Below are 17343 nucleotides of genomic sequence, written 5' to 3'. Positions count from 1 at the left end.
GTTGGTGCGGATGTTGTCATCAAACCATCGCGCTGTGGAGGGCGAGGCGCTCGGCTTTGGGCAGGCTGCTGGCAGAAATGGCCCGCCAGGCCGCATTGATATCGATCCGGCTCCAGATGGCGGCCAGGCAACTGCCCAGGCTGCGTCGCTCTTCCACCGTCCGCACATGAGTGAGCAGCATGAGCGCCAGTTCCGGGCGATGATGCTTCACGACGAGGAACAGGGCCTTCAATTCGACATCATCCATCGAGGCAACCAGCTCCGGATCGCCGAGCAGGGCGTCCAGCCGGTGCAGATCGCGGGTGTGACCGCGCTGCAGGCTGCCGGCGATTCGCCGGAGGCTGGCACGCCGTTGGATGAGGGAAGGGACGAAGGTTTGCATGCCTGAGGATACGCCTGCGTGGCTCATGCTGTCTTGCATGCGGGTGCCTTCCTTGTGTAAATTCGGCCCCTCATGGCGGCGATTTCACCCCAGGCCTTTCTACGTCAGTTGCGCGGCTCCGAGCTGGTGCGGCTGTTTGATCTGCTTCCGGACATGTCCTTCTTCATCAAGGACCGGCAGGGCAGGTTCATGGCCCTGAATCATCGCGGCTGCGAATACTGCGGTGTGAAGCGTGAAAAGGATGCGATCGGCAAGACAGACCACGATTTCTTTCCGCGCCGGCGTGCCAGCGAATATCAGAAGGCCGACGAGGCGGTCATGCGCAGTGGCAGACCGGCGGTGAACTGCGTCGAAAGCGCCCCGGAGGCCGAGGGGTCACCGCGTCTGGTGATGACGAGCAAACTGCCGCTGCGCAACGCGGCGGGCGAGATCATCGGCGTGGCCGGTTTCAGCCGTCCGCTGGAGCGGGTGCGCAGCCGGAGCAGCGGCGAGGCACGATTCGCGCGGGTGATCGAGCAGATGCATCAGCGGCCGGAGGCGTCGCTGACGAGCGCCGCGATGGCGCGCGAGTGCGGCCTGTCGCAAAGCCAGTTCGACCGCAGTTTTCGTCGTGTCTTTGGCACCTCCGCGCGGCAATACCTGCTGCGCGTGCGTGTCGAGGCCGCATGCCGTCGTCTGGCGGAAACCGAGGACACGGTGGCGGCGCTGGCGGTGGAGCTGGGCTTTTTCGACCACGCGCATTTCACGCGGTGCTTCCGCCGCATCATGGGAATGACGCCCGCCGCCTACAGAAGGCAGAGCCGGATGCCGAAAATCACCCGCCGAGGGACTTGATGCGCTTCTCCAAATCACGCCGGTTGATGAGATCGACGACCTGAACGCAGTCCGGCAGCAGGCGGAAAAGCAGGCGGTGATCAATGCCGATGCGTGCCCGCAGGGTATCTGGCAAAGCTTTGAGACGGACCACGCCGGAGAAGGCGGCAGGCTCTCCGCCAGCAAGGCGGCCCAGCAGTTCCAGCGCACCGCGTGCGACCTGCCGTGGAAGGCTGGAGAGCGTGTCATGAAACTTCTTCGGGAACTCCAGCAAACGCAGCGGCTGGGTGTGTGAAACTTCCTCCCCGAGCAGCGCGTCCTCTGTGTCCAAAGCAGCAGGAGATGGCGCGGCCTGCCCGCGCAGAGCATGGAGTTCCGAATAGGTCTCGCCGAGTTTGCGACGCAGTTCGGCACGCTCGTTGTTGCGGGCGTGCAGGTCGGACTTCATCGCCTGAACTTTCTGACGCAGGTTTCGTAGTTCCTCGCTCTCCTGAGGTGCTTGTTGACGAGCTTGCTCGGATTTCTCTTCGCGCAGGTGGTTCTTCTCCATCAATCGCAGCCGCCGCATCGCCACCTCGCGGGCCTCTTTGAGTTCCCGCACCTCGCGTGCTTTGCTTTCGAGCAAAGTCCGCGCTTTGCGCAGTTCCTCGGCGTCTTTTCCGGTGTCCACCACCTCCTCAGTGAAGCGTTTTTCGATGATGTCGCCGTAGGGGTCGTCGGCGCTGATGTTCAGCAGGTCTCGCGCGCGCAGGATCTCATCAAAGAGGGCCACTGTGTCCCGTTTGCGCACCAGCGGCAGCAGTCCGCGAGCGATGAGGATGCCCAGCGCTTTGTAGGGCGAGAAAAGGGCTGCATAGCCCGTGTCCATCAGCAGCGTGTGGTCAGTCGAGGTTGCCGCCTCCTTTGCCACGGCCTCCAATGTGCGCAGAAATTCCGCCGGGTCATCCTGGGCCAGCGCGAGTCGCACACGCATCGACAGCTCCTCTGGTGCTGGTGGTGGTTCGTCTTCGCGGTAACGGGCCCGCACAAGACGGCGCACGATGTCCGCGCGGCCCTTCATCCCGGCATAGAGGGTGCCTGCGTCCCATGATTTTTCCAGGTCATTCCCCAGTTCCACACGCTCAAAGGCCGAGGCGAGCGCTTCAAACTCATAGACCGCGCCCAGCAGCAGCAAAAAGGGGGGCAGCAGCTTTCGTGGCAGCTTGCACGGATCCATGTGCGCCAGCTCGTAGGGGCGCATTTTTTCCAACCGCTCCAGGGTCACATGCGCCTCCATTTCATGGCGCAGCTCCGCGTGCGTCTTTCCGGCCACGGAGGTGGAAAAATGCAGCCGCTCCTGGTCTTTGTCGTGACAGCACTTTTTGTACTTCTTTCCGCTGCCGCACGGGCAGGGGTCATTCCGGCCAACGCGGGCCACCGCCCGGCGGGTGGGGCCGCCCGATGAGATGTGTCGTGGCGGCTCCTCCGGCACATGCTCAGACGGCGGCTTTCGATACATGGCCAGAAGGGTCTCCGCCAGCTTCAGCCCGCGCAGGAGGACTTCGTCGCGTGAAGTCTTGATGCCGCACTGGCTGACCACGAGGTCGGTGAGATGCCCATCCGCGATCACCGCCGTCATGGCGAGAATGTAGGACCACTGATCGGACGTCAGGTTCTTCGTGCGCGCCAGCAATCGGGCCTGCGGCACCAGATCCTCCGGCAGGGGAGACTCTGGTTTCATTTCCCGGCTCCAGGCGGCGGCGATCATGAGCGCCATCGCCCGGTGTTGGTGCATCATGGAGGTGCTGCCAGAAGCACGCACGAGATGCGCTGCCACCTCCCCCTGCATATGCCAGGCGCAGTTGCCCAAAAAGCAGTCATGAGAGAAAAAGACCGCCCCCTTCTCCAGATGACGCGCCTGCACCACCCGGCCGGCGGAGATGGCTGCGATGACGACAAAGTGAAAGCCCATCCCGTCTCCATCTGCCACGATTTCCTCCACCAAGGCATCGAGTTCCCCGTCGTCCGGCGGTAGAAGGGGTTTGAACGCGTTTACCGATGCCTGGCACCACCGGGAGGTATCAATGAGCGTTCGCAGATCGTCATTCATGACTGGATTGAAATGCTTTTATCAAACCTTCTCCTTTGACACACGCAATATGCCAAAAACATGAATGCTTCTGCAATGTCGAATCGATCAAAGCGCCGGTGAAATCCGGGCGCGCGTGATCTGCTCGAAGGCGTGACCGAGCGCGAGGATGCGTTCGTCGTCACGGGCGGTTCCGATGAAGGAGAAACCGACGGGCAGGCCGTCCACGAAGCCCATGGGCACGGTGAGGTGCGGATAACCGGCCACTGCGGCGGGCGTGGTGAGGACGCGCACATCCACATCGCCCTTGGCGAGGTCGATCACCCCGGCGGGATCGTTGGTGGGGCAGATGAGGGCGTCGAGCTTGTGCTCCTTTAAAGCGGCGTCGATGCCCTCCGGCCCGGCCAGCCGTGTGGCCTCTTTGCGCACCTCCTGAGCGGCGGCGATGACCTCCGGTGCGCCGAGAGCCTCGGCCTGCTCGAAGGTTTCCTGGCCGAAATGCGGCATCTCGGTGTCGCGATGCTTTTGATTGAAGTTGATCAGGTCGGAGAGCGAGCGCACGTCGCCGCCGCGTTGTTCGAGGTAGGCGTTCAAATCGGTCCGCAATTCGACCAGCAGCGACTTCCAGGCCAGACCGCCGATCTGTCGTGCGTTCGGGAGGGCCACGGAGTCGATGATGACGGCTCCGGCATCGCGGAGCTTTTGCAGCATGGCCTCAAAAAGGCCGAGGACTTGTGGATGCCTGCCGCTTTGGCCACGGAGGATGCCGAGTCGGGCGCCTTTCAGCGCATCGGCAGGCAGATCGCCTTTGAAATCCCCGGAGAGCACCTGCATGAGCAAGGCGGCATCGCGAACAGTCAGCGTCATCGGCCCGGCGGTGTCCTGATGGTGCGTGATCGGGATGATTCCAGCCCCGCTGATGCGTCCGACGGTTGGTTTGAAGCCGACGATGCCACAGGCGCTGGCGGGACTGATGATGGAGCCGTTTGTCTCCGTGCCGATCGCGGCCGGGGCCAGTCCGGCCGCGACGGCGGCGGCCGATCCGGAACTGGAGCCGCTGGCGGTGTGCGTGAGCTTGTGCGGATTGCGTGTGAGGCCGCCACGGGCGCTCCAGCCGCTGGTGGAGCGGGGAGAGCGGATGTTCGCCCACTCGCTGAGGTTCGTTTTGCCAAGGATGACCGCGCCTGCCTCACGCAGCCGCGTCACCAGAGCCGCATCCTGTTTTGGCTTGTGGTCACGCAGGGCGAGCGAACCGGCCGTGGTCTGCATCGCGTCGGCAGTTTCGATGTTGTCCTTGATCAAAACGGGCAGCCCTTGCAGCAGGCCGGATTTGGCAGCGGTGGCGATTGTCTTGGCGTCGGGATTCAGTTCGAGGATCGCGTTCACCTTCGGTCCGGTGCGGTCGATCCGCTGAATGCGATCCAGGTAATGCTGAAGAATCGTCGTTGGCGTGGCCTTGCCGGACTGCATCCGGGCGGTGAGTTCGGTCAGAGACGCAAAGGCTGCGGGATCGGCGGGTGGCGGAGGCGTGGCTGCGGCCGGTGGCGTGGCGGTTTTCTCATGGCAGGCCGCTGGACAGAGGGCGACGGCGGCGGATTGCAGGAGGCGGCGGCGGTTCATCATGAAAACATGCCGCACAGGGGAGGTGTGTTCAAGGTTGGCAGCGAATCGCGTTTAAGCTCGACACTGCTGTGTGGTCTTTGCCAAGCTGCCCTTCATGAACCGACGCTCTTTTCTTCGTTCCGCCGCCGCTCTGGCCGCCATTCCTGCTGCGCAAGCCCGCGCTGGCCAGTTCACGGGCAAAATTCGCAAATCACTCAAGTGGGGCATGGCACAGAAGGCGGCGAAGGACATGACGCTGGTCGAGGCCTTCAAGAAACTGCGGGCCTGCGGCTTTGACGGCATCGAACCGAGCCTGATCGGCCAGGTGAGCGACAAAAACGCGGACGAATGGATCGCGGCGAGCAAGGAGAGCGGCTTGATCATCGACGGCACCGTGGGCGGGCGTGCGGAAGGGCTCGAAACAGGTGTGGACCTCACGAAGAAGCTCGGTGGTGACTCCATGCTCGTGGTGCTGGCCTATCCGCAGGAGCAGTCGCTGCAAAAGACCTGGAGTGAATCCGTCGCACGCATGAAAGCGGCGGCGGCGCATGCGGAGAAGCAGCAGATCAAGATGCTGATCGAGAACGTCTGGAACACCTTTCTCATCAGCGCCTATGACATGGCACGGTTCATTGACGAGGTGGGCAGCCCGTGGGTGGGCGTGCATCTCGACATCGGCAACCAGATGCGCTGGGGTGTGGCGGAGCACTGGGTGGAGATCCTGGGCAAACGCAGCATGAAGCTGGAAGTGAAGGAGTACGACCTCGACAAGGCGATGCAGGAAGGCATGCGCAAGGGCTTCGACAAGCCGCTCGGCGAAGGCAGCATCAACTGGCCCGGCGTGCGTGCGGAACTCGCGAAGATCAATTTCTCCGGCTGGGCTGCCGCAGAGGTGAAGGCGGGGGACTGGGACTACCTGGCCGATGTCGCGAAGCGCATGGACAAGGTGCTGGATCTTTGATCAGGCCCCCAGGTCGATGACTTTCGAGCCCTGATTTGCGGATTGCAGGCAGGCGTCCAGCACGCGTTGCGTCAGCAGGCTGATCCGCGGCCAATGGGGGTCGATTTTGCCGGAGAGCACGAGTTCTGAGAAGGTGCGGAAGAGACCGCACTCCTGCGAGCCAGGGGCGTTGTTGCTGGGTTCGTCGAGCGTTTCGACCGCACAGCCTTCATGCATGTCCGCCCGGCAGCCATCGACGACGAAATTCGGGCGCGTGAGGCTGAAGCGCGTTTGAGGGCCGGAGAAGGGCAGGACGAAGTCGGAAAGCTGAAGCAGGCCCTTGGAACCGCTGACCACAGCCCACTGGGCGTTTGTGGTGGTGAAGGAGCAGTAGAATGAGGCGCTGGCTCCATCGGCATACGTGAGCGTGCCGGTGAATTCGAGCGGAACGGGCGGCGAATCGGCTGTCTGCCGGGTTTCGGCGAGGATGCGGCCCGTGACTTGAGCGGGAACGGCGTAGTTCATGGCCCAAAGCGTGAAGCGCAGGCAATACCAGCCGAGATCGCCGAGGCAGCCGAGCGGTTCGAGCGTGCCATGCGCGCGGATGTTGGTGCGCTGGAATTCTTCATCGCTCAGAAAGCTGAACTGCGTCGCAATGTGGCGGATTTTGCCCACATCGCGGTCCACCACCTCACGCAGGCGTTTCAACCGGCTGCCGTGCATGAACATGACGCCGTCCATGAACTGCACGCGATGTTTCTCACAGGCGGCGATGATCTCCGACACGTCCTCGGCGTTCACCCCGACGGGTTTTTCGACCAGGACATGCTTTCCAGCTTCTGCGGCACGGATGACCCACTCTTTGCGCAGTCCGGTCGGCAGCGGGATGTAAACGGCGTCGATGTCCGTGCGGGCGAGCAGGGCATCGTAGTTGTCCATCGCTTCGGGCACGGTCGCATGCGGTGCGCTGGCCTGGCATTCGGCGATGAAGCTGTGCGCACGGGCGAGATCACGGCTGGCGACGGCGACGAGCGTGGCGTTTCCAGCGTCGCGGATGGCCTGCCAGTTTTTGCGTGCGATGAAGGCGGCGCCGAGGATGCCCCAGCGGCAGTGAGTGGTGGTCATGGTGGCTTGTGGATAGAGCGGTTCGTTCACAGCATCAACCCAAAGCGGGCGCTCACCGCCCTCAGCATGGCGAAGAGGCCGATCGTGAGCACGGCGCTGGCGCCGAGGGCGCCGTAGAAGCCCCACCAGCGCTGGAAGGCGGGGAAGAGCAGGAACATCGGCAGCGTGGGCAGCACATACCAGAAGATGTACCACATGTGGTCGGCGGTCTTCTGCGCCCGCACGTCCGGAGCGCTCTCAAAGTGCACCCAGAACAGCGTGATGATGCTGACAAACGGCAGCGCGGCCAGCAGCGCGCCCGCCTTGTCGCTGCGCTTCACGGTTTCGCTCACCAGCGTGATGATGCCGGCGCTGAGAAGGTATTTGATGATGATTTTGAAGGTCATGAGTGGCGGAGGATTGCAGAAACTGGGTAACGAATCGCGGCGGAAAGCCTTTCCCGGCGTAATCCGATCATGCGCACGGGCGTGGTCGCAAACCAGATCCAACATGATATGAAAGCGACACACCTGGCACCCGTCATCACACTTGCGCTCGCAGCGGCCTTCGGGCCGCAGGCGGCGGCGCAGGCTCCGAACAAGCATCCGGCGCATCGTCCCCAGCATGCGCCGCCTCCCATGAAGCATCCGCCCAATGCGATGCGGCCGAAGCTAGGCGATCCGCTGCCCGGACTGAACCGGCGTGAGCTTGAGGAGTTCCTCGACGGCAAGGAGGACTTCGAGGACAGCGAGACGGAGGAAGCCGGCCTCGGCCCGATCTTCAACCGCGAATCCTGCGCCACCTGCCACTCAGCGCCCGTCACGGGTGGTGGCAGCGAGATCAATGTGACGCGTTTCGGCCGCATCGAGAACGGTGTTTTCAATCCGCTCGCCTCACTCGGCGGTTCATTGCAGCAGGATCATGAGATCAACGCCGTGCTGCATGAGGTGGTGCCGCCGGAGGCCAATGTCGTGGCGCAGCGCAACTCCACGCCGTTGTTCGGCCTGGGATTGATCGAGGCGATCCCGGATGCGCAGATCCTGCGCAACGAGCGGCGGCGTCCTGTCGATGGTGTGATGGGAAAAGTGGCGCGCGTGGCGGATGCGGCCACGGGCAGGACGCTGATCGGCCGTTTTGGCTGGAAGGCTCAGCAGGCCACGCTGCTGTCCTTTGCCGGAGACGCCTATCTCAATGAGATGGGCATCACCAACCGGCTTTTCCCGGTGGAAAACGCTCCCAATGGCGATGCGCAGCTTCTCAGCCAGTATGACACTGTGGCTGATCCCGAGGACGTGCCCGATGCGAACGGCGTGGCGGACATCGACCGCGTGGAGGCCTACATGCGCTGGCTGGCACCGCCGCCGAGGCTGACGCCGACACCTTCCGCGGCGGCAGGACGCAATGTGTTTCAAAACACCGGCTGCGCGATCTGCCATGTGCCGGTGATGATCACGGGGCCGCATCGTTCGCCCGCGTTGCGGAACAAGGAGGTGTGGCTGTTCTCCGACCTGCTGCTGCATGACATGGGCTCCCTGGGAGACGGCATCGCCCAGGGACCGGCGGATGTGCGGGAGATGAAGACCGCTCCTCTCTGGGGCCTGCGAGCCAGCGCCCCGTATCTGCATGATGGCCGTGCGCAGACGGTGGACGAGGCGATCCGTGCGCACGATGGCGAGGCGAAGGCCGCGAAGGAGCGCTACCTGAAGCTGAACCAGCAGCAGATGCAGCAACTGCTCGATTTTCTGGCGACGATCTGAGGAGCGTCGCGCGTGTGGGAATGGGTGAGGCAGGCAGCGATGCCTGCTTCACTTTTTCACCGGCTTCTTCTGCTGCGCTTTGGCCGCCGGAGGCGGCGGTGTCTGGCCGCAGCGTGTCAGCGCGAAGACCAGCACCAGCAGCAGCACGGAGGCGCCCGCGATGATCATGAGCTTCAAATTCTTCTGCCCGCCCTGCGGCGGCTTGCGCGGCGCCGTGTAGGTGCGGCGTGCAGGCTGCTGCTGCACCACGGTGGTGGGGCGCTTCTTTGCCGCGGCAGCGGCGGCCACATGCGGCCCGGCGGCGATGGGGATCGTGCTCGAAGTGGCCTGGTAGCGCATGTTTTGCTGCGCCACCGGCAGGACCACGGGGGATGAAGGCGGTTGCGGATTCAGGCTGACCGGCGGCGTCAGAGGGGCCATCTGCGCCGGCGTCTCCGATCGTGGCGGCAGCTCGGGCAGCGGCGGGGCCTCGCGGCGCAGGAACAAGTCGCGGGCCACGGCGGCCTTGCGCGGGCGCTGCTCCGGATCGGCCGCCAGCAGATGCATGACCCAGGCGCACATCCAGGCCGGCACGTGGGAGGCCAGCTTTTGCAGCGGGGCCAGGTCATGACTGACATGCTTCAGGCGCAGTTCCTTCAGCGCCTTGGCATCGAAGGGCGGGCGTGCGGCCAGCGCCTCATACAATACGCAACCCAGCGCATACACATCCGTGCGCCGCCGGGTGGTGCCGTCCTGCCATTGCTCGGGGGCTGTGCAACGGTAGGCGCGGATCTGCTCCTCCTTGCTTTCGCCACGGGCGGAGAAGCCCTGGCCGAAGCCATGCAGCGTCACACGCCAGGTGTCTGCGGACTTGCCTTCGACCCGCACAAAGTCCGGCCGCAGGCTGCCATGCACGATGGCCTGCTCATGCAGCACATCCAGCACCGTGAGGAGCTGCACGGCCACCGTTTCGAACTCCTTCTCCGTCAGCGGACCGCGCTCCAGCACCTCGCTCAGCGACTCGCCCGGTGGCGGACCTTCGGTGATGTAAAAGAAGCCTTCCCTGTCCGTGCCGAACTCGACCAGGGGCTGGAGGTTCGGCGTGTCGATCTGCGAGATCTGCATGTGGAGCTCCTTCAACCCGGCCACGTCCTCCGGCTTCGTTGCCTTGAAGCGGCGCATGCACGACTCCCGTCCGCGTTTCTTGTCGCGGACGAGATGCAGCGTGCTGGAGGTGTCCTCATCCAGGGTGCGCAGGATCTCAAAATTCGATGCCATTCAGAAAAGCTCGTCCGTGATGCCAAATCCTGCAAGCTTCTTGCCACGGTCCGTGTTTGCGGACTAGAGTTCCTTTCCAACCTTCATGGGCGGTTTCCTCGTCATCGATCATGTCTCGAAATCCTTCGGCTCCCTGCGTGCCGTGGACGATGTCTGCCTGGAGGTGGGGCCGGGGGAGGCCTTCTCGCTGCTGGGGCCGAGCGGCTGCGGAAAAACCACGCTGCTGCGCATGATCGCCGGCTTTGAGCGGCCTGACAGCGGCCGCATCCTCGTCGCCGGGCAGGACATCAGCCATCTGCCGCCGGAGCAGCGCCCGGTGAACACCGTGTTTCAAAACTACGCGCTCTTCCCGCATCTCAGCGTGTGGGAGAACATCGCCTTCGGTCTGCGCATGAGCGGCCGGCCGCGTGACGAGATCCGTGGCGGCGTGGACCGCATGCTGGAGCTCGTTCGTCTTTCCGAACATGCGAAAAAGCGCCCCGCGCAGCTCAGCGGCGGTCAAAAACAGCGTGTCGCCATCGCCCGTGCGCTGGTGAACCGGCCCCAGGTGCTGCTGCTCGATGAGCCGCTGGCGGCGCTCGATTTGAAGCTGCGCCAGCACATGCTCATGGAACTGAACACCCTCCATGAGCAAGTCGGCACCACCTTCATCTACGTCACGCATGACCAGGGCGAGGCCATGAGCCTGAGCGACCGCATCGCCGTCATGAACGCGGGCAAGGTGGAGCAGGTGGACGGGCCGGAGGCCTTGTATGAAACGCCGCGCAGCAGCTTCGTGGCGACTTTCATCGGCGATGCGAACTTCTTCACCGGCACCGCCGTGGAGCATCAGCACGAGGGCTATGTGCGCGTGATGGTGGACGGACTCGGCAGCCCGCTGGTGCTCAGCAATGGCGCCGTCGGTTCAAACCAGACACTGAAGCTCATGGTGCGGCCGGAGAAGATCAGCCTGACGTTGAACCGGCCGCCCAGCGGCGAGCGCGTGAACGCTTTTCCCGGCACGGTCGAAGACATCGCCTACTTCGGCTCCCACACGCGCTATCGGGTCCGCATCGGCGAACATCGCGTGATCGCCCAGCTCCAGCGCAGCCGTTTCAGCGGCGGCGGGATCGAACCTCCGCGAGGAGCCGATGTGTGGATGAGTTTTCATCCCGACGAGGCCCGGGTCGTGCGCCTGGAGGACGCCGCATGACCTCCCCACGCGGCGTTTCGAAGCAATGGCTGATCACATTGCCGTCGCTGGCCTGGCTGGGCGTGTTTTTCGTCATTCCGGCCGTCTTGATCGTCGTCACCGCCTTCCGGCCGCCAGATTTGCAAGGCGGCGTCGGCAGCGGCTGGACCACCGAAACGCTCCAGGTGCTGCGTGATCCGGCCTACCTGCCGATCGTCTGGCGCACTGCATGGCTCAGCGGTCTCACCACGCTGGTGTGTCTGGCGCTCGCACTGCCCGTTTCCTTCCAGATCGCACGCGTGGGCACACGCATGCGGCAGTTTCTGCTGCTGCTCGTCGTCATTCCGTTTCTCTCGAACTTTTTGATCCGCGTCTTCGCCTGGAAATCGCTGCTGCACCCCGAAGGCCCGCTCACAAAGCTGCTCATCGCCCTGCATCTCGTTTCGGAGGACGCCATGCTGCTGAACAACCTCGGCGCGGTGCTGCTGGTGCTGATCTACACGCAGCTTCCGTTTGCGATTCTCCCGCTTTACGCCGCCGCGGAGAAGTTCGACTTCAGCCTGCTCGATGCGGCGCGTGATCTCGGCGCTGGTCCATGGCGCTCCTTCTCCAAGGTCTTCGTCCCGGGCGTTCGTCGCGGCCTCATTTCAGCGGCGGTGATGGTTTTCGTCAGTTCGCTCGGCCAGTATGTGATCCCGCAGATGATCGGCGGTGCTTCGGATGAGATGCTCGGCAGCAAGATCGCGCAGCGCGTCTTTTCCGACCGCAATCTGCCCCACGCCAGCGCCTTGGCGGCCGCCCTGATGCTCGCCGTGCTGGTGCCGATGCTCATCGTCACCATGTGGCAGCGATTTGGCCGGAAGGAGGCCGCGTCATGAGGCGCTCGTGGTTTCCAGCGCTGCTCACGGCGGTCGTGATCGCCTTCCTGTTCGCGCCGCTGGTCGTTCTCGTCACGAATTCGTTCAATGCCTCGCGTTTCGGCGGTGAGTGGGAGGGATTCACCTGGAACTGGTATGAGAAGCTCTGGGCCGCTGACGAAGTCTGGGAATCGGTCTGGGTCACGCTGAAGATCGCGTTGTCCGCCTCGCTCGCCTCGATGGCTCTGGGCACTCTGGCCGCGTATGCGCTGCATCGCTTCCGCTCCTGGCTGCAAAGCGTGCATTCCGTGCTCATCACGCTGCCGCTGGTGATGCCGGACATCCTGATGGGCATGTCGCTGCTGGCCTTGTTCATTCTCAGCGGCATCGAAACCGGCCTGCTGACCATCTGGATCGCCCACGTCACCTTCTGCTTGAGCTTTGTGACCATGGTCGTGCTCGGCCGCCTGCAGGACTTCGATTTCACCTTGATCGATGCCGCCCGCGATCTGGGGGCCACGCGGAAGCAGGCAGTGATCAAGGTGCTGCTGCCGCTGCTGCTCCCGGGCGTGCTGGCCGGCGGGTTGCTCGCCTTCACGCTCTCCATCGATGACTATGTCATCACCTTCTTCGTTTCGGGTCCGGGGACGACCACGCTGCCGCTGCGGGTCGCCAGCATGATGAAAACCAGCCGCAGCCTGCCCGTGATCAATGCGCTGAGCACCCTGCTCATCGCCAGCACCTTTCTCCTGGCCGCCCTCAGCTTCCGACTCCAACGCCGCGCATGATCTCGCTCCTCAAATCCTGTGTCGATCTCCTTGAGCCGCCCGCGTTCATCTGGCTGGTGCTGCTGCTCCAAAGCGCCTGGCACATCCGCCGTCGGCGCTGGCGTCCGCTCTGGGTCACCGGCTCCGCCTGGCTGCTGCTCACGCTCACCGCAGCCCTTCCCGTGCCGCATTACCTCATGGCATCGCTCGAAAAGGAATGGCCGCCGGTCGATCTGGCCACGCTGCCGGAATGCGATGCCATCATGGTGCTCGGTGGCGTCTCGGAACCTTCGTCAAAGGAACCCGCCGGCATTCATTTCTTCGGCGGATCGGACCGCCTCTTCACCGCCCTGACCCTCGCCCGCACGGGGAAGGGCAGGCAGATCATCGTCGGCGGCGGTCGTGTCAAAACCGACGACGGACGCGAGCTCTACGAGGCCGACAGCGTCCGCGATTGGTTCACGCAATGGTCGCTGACCACCGTGCCGGTGCAGAGCCTCGGCGGCTGTGCCGACACGCACGACGAGGCCGTCAAAGTGGCGGCTCTCGCGAAGCAAAATGGCTGGAAGAACATCGCTCTGGTCACCTCTGCCGCCCACATGCGCCGCACGCACGCGGTTTTCAGCAAGGCAGGAGCTCCCGTCATCGCCGTGCCGTGCGATTATGAAAGCGCGCCCATGCGCGGCCGCAAGATCACCTGGTTCAGCCTGCCGAACGCCACCCATCTGCTGCTGTTTGAGATGTGGATGCACGAGGTCATCGGCTGGTGGGGCTACAAGCTGCGCGGCTGGATTTGATCGCCCGCCTTCCCGCGCCATGATGCGCGCATGACCCGCGAGGACGCCGCCACCATCTTTGAACGCATCGCCATCCTGCTCGAAATGCAGGGAGAAAACCCCTTCAAGGTGCGGGCTTATCGCACCGGGGCCGAGCTGGTCGAAAGCTTCAGCGGCGACATCATGAAACTGGCCGCCGACAATCAGCTCGCCGGCATCAAAGGCCTCGGCGAGGCGCTGCGTGACAAGCTGCACGAGATGGCCACCACTGGCCGCCTGGAGTTCTATGAGAAGCTCAAGGCCCAGTTTCCCGACACGATCTTCGAGCTGTTCAATGTCCAGGGCCTCGGACCGAAGAAAATCGCCGCGTTGCATGCGGAGCTCGGCGTTTCTTCCATCGCTGACCTCAAACGTGCCTGTGAATGCGGCGAGGCGGCGAAACTCTCCGGCTTCGGCGCCAAGGTGGTGCAGAAGATCCTCGACAGCATCGCCTTCCGCGAGGAACACGCCTCCGAGTTCCGCCAGGACCAGGTCCATGGCCTCGTGCAGGAGATCCTGGAGGCCCTGCGCGGCCATCCTGACGTCTCCCAGGCGGAGATTTGCGGCAGTTTCCGTCGCGGGAAGGAAACCGTGCACGATCTCGACTTCCTCGTCTCCACCAAGCAGCCTGCGCAGGTCATCGAGGACTTCGTCAAACTGCCCGTCGTCGTCGATGTGATCGCCAAAGGCCCCACCAAGGCCAGCATCCATGCCACACACGGCATCCAGTGCGATTTGCGGGCCGTTTCGGGCAAGGAGTTCCCCTTCGCGCTCATGTACTTCACCGGCAGCAAGGAGCACAACGTTGCCATCCGCCAGCGTGCGCTCGCCCGTGGCTGGTCGCTGAACGAGTATGCCTTCACACCCGTGCCGGATCATGCGGACGTGCCCGTCATCCCGCCGGTTCACGACGAGGCGGATCTGTATCGCGCCTTGGGCCTCGATTTCATCGATCCTGAACTGCGTGAGAACACTGGCGAGATCGACGCTGCGGAAGACGGCCGGCTGCCACGCCTCGTGCAGCTCGAAAACCTCCGTGGCGTCTTCCACAACCACACCACTGCCAGCGACGGCGGCGCCACCTTGCGCCAGATGGCCGAGGCCGCGCACGATCTCGGCCTGCAATACCTCGGCATCGCCGATCACAGCAAATCCTCCTTCCAGGCCAACGGCCTCGATGAGAAGCGCCTCCTGGCCCAGATCGAGGAAATTAAAAAGCTGAACGAGGAATACGCCGAAGAAGGCTTCCGCCTCTTCACCGGCAGCGAGGTGGACATCCTCAAAGACGGCAGCCTCGACTTCAGCGACGAAATCCTCGCCCAGCTCGACTACGTCGTCGCCTCCGTGCACAACGTCTTCAATCTGCCCGAGGCCGAGATGACGAAGCGCATCATCCGCGCCATTGAAAACCCGCACGTCACCATGCTCGGTCATCTCACCGGCCGCCTGCTGCTCCAGCGTCCCGCCTACCAGGTCAACGTCGCCGCCGTGATCGATGCCGCCGCGGAAACCGGCACCATCATCGAGCTCAACGCCAGCGCCTGGCGTCTCGACATGGACTGGCGCTGGTGGAAGCTCGCGAAGGAGAAAGGCGTCAAATGCAGCATCAATCCCGACGCCCACAGCACCCGGGGACTCCAGGACGTCATCTTCGGCATCAAATCCGCCCGCAAAGGCTGGCTCACCCGCAAAGACATCCTCAACTGCCTGCCCCTCGAGGAGGTGGGGGAGGTTCTCCGCGCCAAACGCGCGAGGTGATTACCGGCGGGACGGCAGGGAGGCGTTTCGTCCTTCGCCGTTTGGCGTAGTAAGAGAGGGGGCTCATCCCCCCCGTTTCACTGGTCGCTGGCGGTCATCTCCGCGCAACGCTCGTGGGCAGATCCGGCCTGGGTCCACGGGGAACCGTCACTACGCGGGAACCTCCAGCTCACGGCCAAACCGGCTTGGCCATGCTCCAGTACCAGCCTGCCAACAGGCCGATTGAATGAAAAGGCATGCCCGAGCGAGAGAAAGGCTTTCGCGGTTCGATTCAGGCTCCGCAGCCTCGGAGGCAGGGACGATTGAGGTGAAGGGTCGGTCAGATTTTTGCACACTGCGCCCCCACTGTCCCCGTTTCCCAGGGGCGTCCGTGCCTCATGGCATCTGACCTGGCAGCTCGGGCTTCACCTTTGCGTCCTGCATCGCCTTCCACACGAGGCGGTCGGCGAGGTCGTTGATGTGGTATTCGAGGAAAGTGTAGCCGGCGTGGCGGTCGTTGGTGGAGGCGCCGCGAGGGACGACCTTGCTCGCATCGGTGGCGTCTTGTGGATTGAGGCTGTGGGAGGTCTCCCAGGCATCGGGCATGCCGTCGGCATCGGCGTCGGGGGGCGGGGAGCCGGGCTGGAGGCCTTCGAGGAACCATTCGTCAGTCAGCGTGTCTGGGGCGTTGCGGCCCCACTTGCCGGTGCCGGTTTTCACTTCCTCGATGGTGCGCCGGCTCACGCGATCGCGCGGCAGGCAGCCGGCGTGGGCGAGCACGAGTTCGTAGGCGCGCTGCGAGGAATGAATGGTGATGGGGAAGTACGGATAGGGGCGCGGCTGGGTGAGGCGCTTGCCGATGCCGACATTGAGCCTGAGACCGGGATAAAGGTGCGCATCGCGCCACAGGTCACCGATGATGCCGACGCCGTGGATGAAGTTGTCGGCGGCGAAGTAGGCCGTGTTCTTTTTCAGCAGGATCGGCATCATGTTCGGCTCGCTCGGGCCGGCCTTGTAGTAGTTGCCGATGAGGTTGCTCGCATAAAAGAGATCCGGCGGCGGTGGTGGCTGGTCCATGACAAAACCGCGACGGATGTCATAGGCCACGTTGTTGATCACGTGCGCGGTGGCGCTCGGCGTGCGGTTCGAGTGATGCGCCATGAGGTTGTGATGGATGAAGCCCCACGGATAGCCCGCGCCCTTCATGCCATAATTGTGCAGGCCCTCACGATGCCCCTGGATGGCGGATTCCTCGACGGAGCACCACTGATAGGTGACGTTCACGGATTCCGGACTGCCGGTGACTTCATCCGCAGCCCACGAGGCGGACACGTGGTCCACGATGGCGCGGTTCGCGCCGAGAATGCGCACGCCGTCGAGCGTCTCGCTGCTCATCGCCGGGATGGGCGGCACGCGCACGCGGAGAAAACGCAGGATGACATTGCCGACGTTCGCCGTCTTCGCAAAGCGCGTGTAGAGCGTGCCCTCGATCGTGATGCCCGCGCCCGGCGCGGTCTGTCCGGCGACGGTGAGGTCCGGCTCGTTGATGACGAAGTTCCCACGAATGACCCCGCTCACGTCAAAGACCACGATGCGCGGCCCTTTCGCATTCAAGGCCTCGTCGAGACTGCCCGGCCCTTTCGCCGCGAGGGTGGTCACCTTGATCACACGTCCGCCGCGTCCACCGGTGGCCAGTGCGCCATGCCCCTCCGCTCCGGGGAAGGCGGGATTTGCCGGCACCGTCGCCGGGTCGATGCGATTGCGCGGATCGGCCCGATCAGGCCGGTCGGAAGGGTCCAACGGCCACTCCCGCCAGTCCGCCGGTGCCGTGATGGTCTCCACCTCCGGCAGCGGCGGCGCGGCTCCGGCGGTGGAGACGAGAAAGGCGACAGCGGCGAGGACGAGGGGGCGGGGCATGGTGAGCGCGAAGAATGGATTCCATCAAACGCCCCTCAGCCTCATGCTCATGCTACGGATCTCTCAAGACAGTAGCACCCGAACGCCGGGGGGCGGGGTGTGGGGCAAGGAGTAACTGACTCCCAAGCTGGCTGACAGAAAAATGGGGGCAGAAAA

General features: G+C 63.8%; 14 protein-coding genes and 1 pseudogene. 8 read left to right on the top strand and 7 right to left on the bottom strand.

Annotated features, from left to right (window positions below):
• Nucleotides 1–19: 19 nt before the first annotated feature.
• Nucleotides 20–382 (bottom strand): hypothetical protein, encoded by a 363-nt coding sequence (locus tag IAE77_RS10080; protein ID WP_294225588.1) that lies wholly within the window; start codon nucleotides 380–382, stop codon nucleotides 20–22.
• Between the two features lie 72 nt (nucleotides 383–454).
• Between IAE77_RS10080 and IAE77_RS10075 the strand changes: the two genes are divergently transcribed.
• The gene (locus tag IAE77_RS10075) at nucleotides 455–1216 is read left to right on the top strand and encodes an AraC family transcriptional regulator (RefSeq protein ID WP_294225583.1); all 762 of its coding nucleotides are present in this window, start codon (nucleotides 455–457) and stop codon (nucleotides 1214–1216) included.
• Between the two features lie 1321 nt (nucleotides 1217–2537).
• Here IAE77_RS10075 and IAE77_RS30915 read toward each other — a convergent pair.
• Nucleotides 2538–2609: pseudogene (locus tag IAE77_RS30915) on the bottom strand (SEC-C metal-binding domain-containing protein); the annotation flags it as partial.
• Nucleotides 2610–3371: 762 nt separating this feature from the next.
• Nucleotides 3372–4886, bottom strand: coding sequence for an amidase (locus IAE77_RS10065; protein ID WP_294225578.1), 1515 nt, complete (start codon nucleotides 4884–4886; stop codon nucleotides 3372–3374).
• Between the two features lie 94 nt (nucleotides 4887–4980).
• Between IAE77_RS10065 and IAE77_RS10060 the strand changes: the two genes are divergently transcribed.
• On the top strand, nucleotides 4981–5826 hold the full coding sequence (locus tag IAE77_RS10060; RefSeq protein ID WP_294225575.1) for a sugar phosphate isomerase/epimerase family protein: 846 nt from the start codon (nucleotides 4981–4983) through the stop codon (nucleotides 5824–5826).
• On the opposite strand, the gene IAE77_RS10055 is transcribed toward IAE77_RS10060, so the two are convergent.
• Together IAE77_RS10055 and IAE77_RS10050 are read right to left on the bottom strand one after the other, a co-directional pair.
• The gene (locus IAE77_RS10055) at nucleotides 5827–6930 is read right to left on the bottom strand and encodes a Gfo/Idh/MocA family oxidoreductase (protein WP_294225573.1); all 1104 of its coding nucleotides are present in this window, start codon (nucleotides 6928–6930) and stop codon (nucleotides 5827–5829) included.
• Nucleotides 6931–6956: 26 nt separating this feature from the next.
• Entirely contained in the window at nucleotides 6957–7316 is a 360-nt protein-coding gene (locus IAE77_RS10050; protein ID WP_294225570.1) for a DUF3147 family protein, read from the bottom strand.
• A 108-nt stretch (nucleotides 7317–7424) separates the two neighbouring features.
• Here IAE77_RS10050 and IAE77_RS10045 point away from each other — a divergent pair, with 108 nt between their 5' ends.
• Complete coding sequence (locus IAE77_RS10045; RefSeq protein WP_294225568.1) at nucleotides 7425–8666, top strand: di-heme oxidoredictase family protein; 1242 nt, start codon at nucleotides 7425–7427, stop codon at nucleotides 8664–8666.
• A 48-nt stretch (nucleotides 8667–8714) separates the two neighbouring features.
• Here IAE77_RS10045 and IAE77_RS10040 read toward each other — a convergent pair whose 3' ends face one another.
• A complete protein-coding gene (locus IAE77_RS10040; protein WP_294225566.1) occupies nucleotides 8715–9923 on the bottom strand; it encodes a protein kinase in 1209 nt (402 codons plus the stop codon).
• An 85-nt stretch (nucleotides 9924–10008) separates the two neighbouring features.
• Here IAE77_RS10040 and IAE77_RS10035 point away from each other — a divergent pair, with 85 nt between their 5' ends.
• The 5 genes from IAE77_RS10035 to polX are packed head-to-tail and all read left to right on the top strand — an operon-like array spanning nucleotide 10009 to nucleotide 15291.
• Nucleotides 10009–11115 (top strand): ABC transporter ATP-binding protein, encoded by a 1107-nt coding sequence (locus IAE77_RS10035; RefSeq protein ID WP_294225563.1) that lies wholly within the window; start codon nucleotides 10009–10011, stop codon nucleotides 11113–11115.
• Nucleotides 11112–11972 carry an ABC transporter permease gene (locus tag IAE77_RS10030; protein WP_294225559.1) on the top strand — a complete coding sequence of 287 codons (861 nt, stop codon included), beginning with the start codon at nucleotides 11112–11114 and terminating at the stop codon, nucleotides 11970–11972. The genes IAE77_RS10035 and IAE77_RS10030 overlap by 4 nt, the downstream gene beginning before the upstream one ends.
• Entirely contained in the window at nucleotides 11969–12739 is a 771-nt protein-coding gene (locus IAE77_RS10025) for an ABC transporter permease subunit (RefSeq protein ID WP_294225556.1), read from the top strand. The genes IAE77_RS10030 and IAE77_RS10025 overlap by 4 nt, the downstream gene beginning before the upstream one ends.
• Nucleotides 12736–13515 carry a YdcF family protein gene (locus tag IAE77_RS10020; RefSeq protein ID WP_294225553.1) on the top strand — a complete coding sequence of 260 codons (780 nt, stop codon included), beginning with the start codon at nucleotides 12736–12738 and terminating at the stop codon, nucleotides 13513–13515. Before IAE77_RS10025 ends, IAE77_RS10020 begins: the two co-directional genes overlap by 4 nt.
• Before the next feature lie 30 nt (nucleotides 13516–13545).
• Nucleotides 13546–15291 (top strand): DNA polymerase/3'-5' exonuclease PolX, encoded by a 1746-nt coding sequence (polX, locus tag IAE77_RS10015; protein WP_294225550.1) that lies wholly within the window; start codon nucleotides 13546–13548, stop codon nucleotides 15289–15291.
• Nucleotides 15292–15666: 375 nt separating this feature from the next.
• Here polX and IAE77_RS10010 read toward each other — a convergent pair whose 3' ends face one another.
• Nucleotides 15667–17187, bottom strand: a complete 1521-nt coding sequence (locus tag IAE77_RS10010; protein WP_294225547.1) for a hypothetical protein — start codon at nucleotides 17185–17187, stop codon at nucleotides 15667–15669.
• Between the last annotated feature and the right edge of the window lie 156 nt (nucleotides 17188–17343).

It is taken from the genome of Prosthecobacter sp., from assembly GCF_014879935.1.
Lineage (GTDB): Bacteria > Verrucomicrobiota > Verrucomicrobiia > Verrucomicrobiales > Verrucomicrobiaceae > Prosthecobacter.
This window is presented reverse-complemented; position numbering and strand designations above follow the sequence as displayed.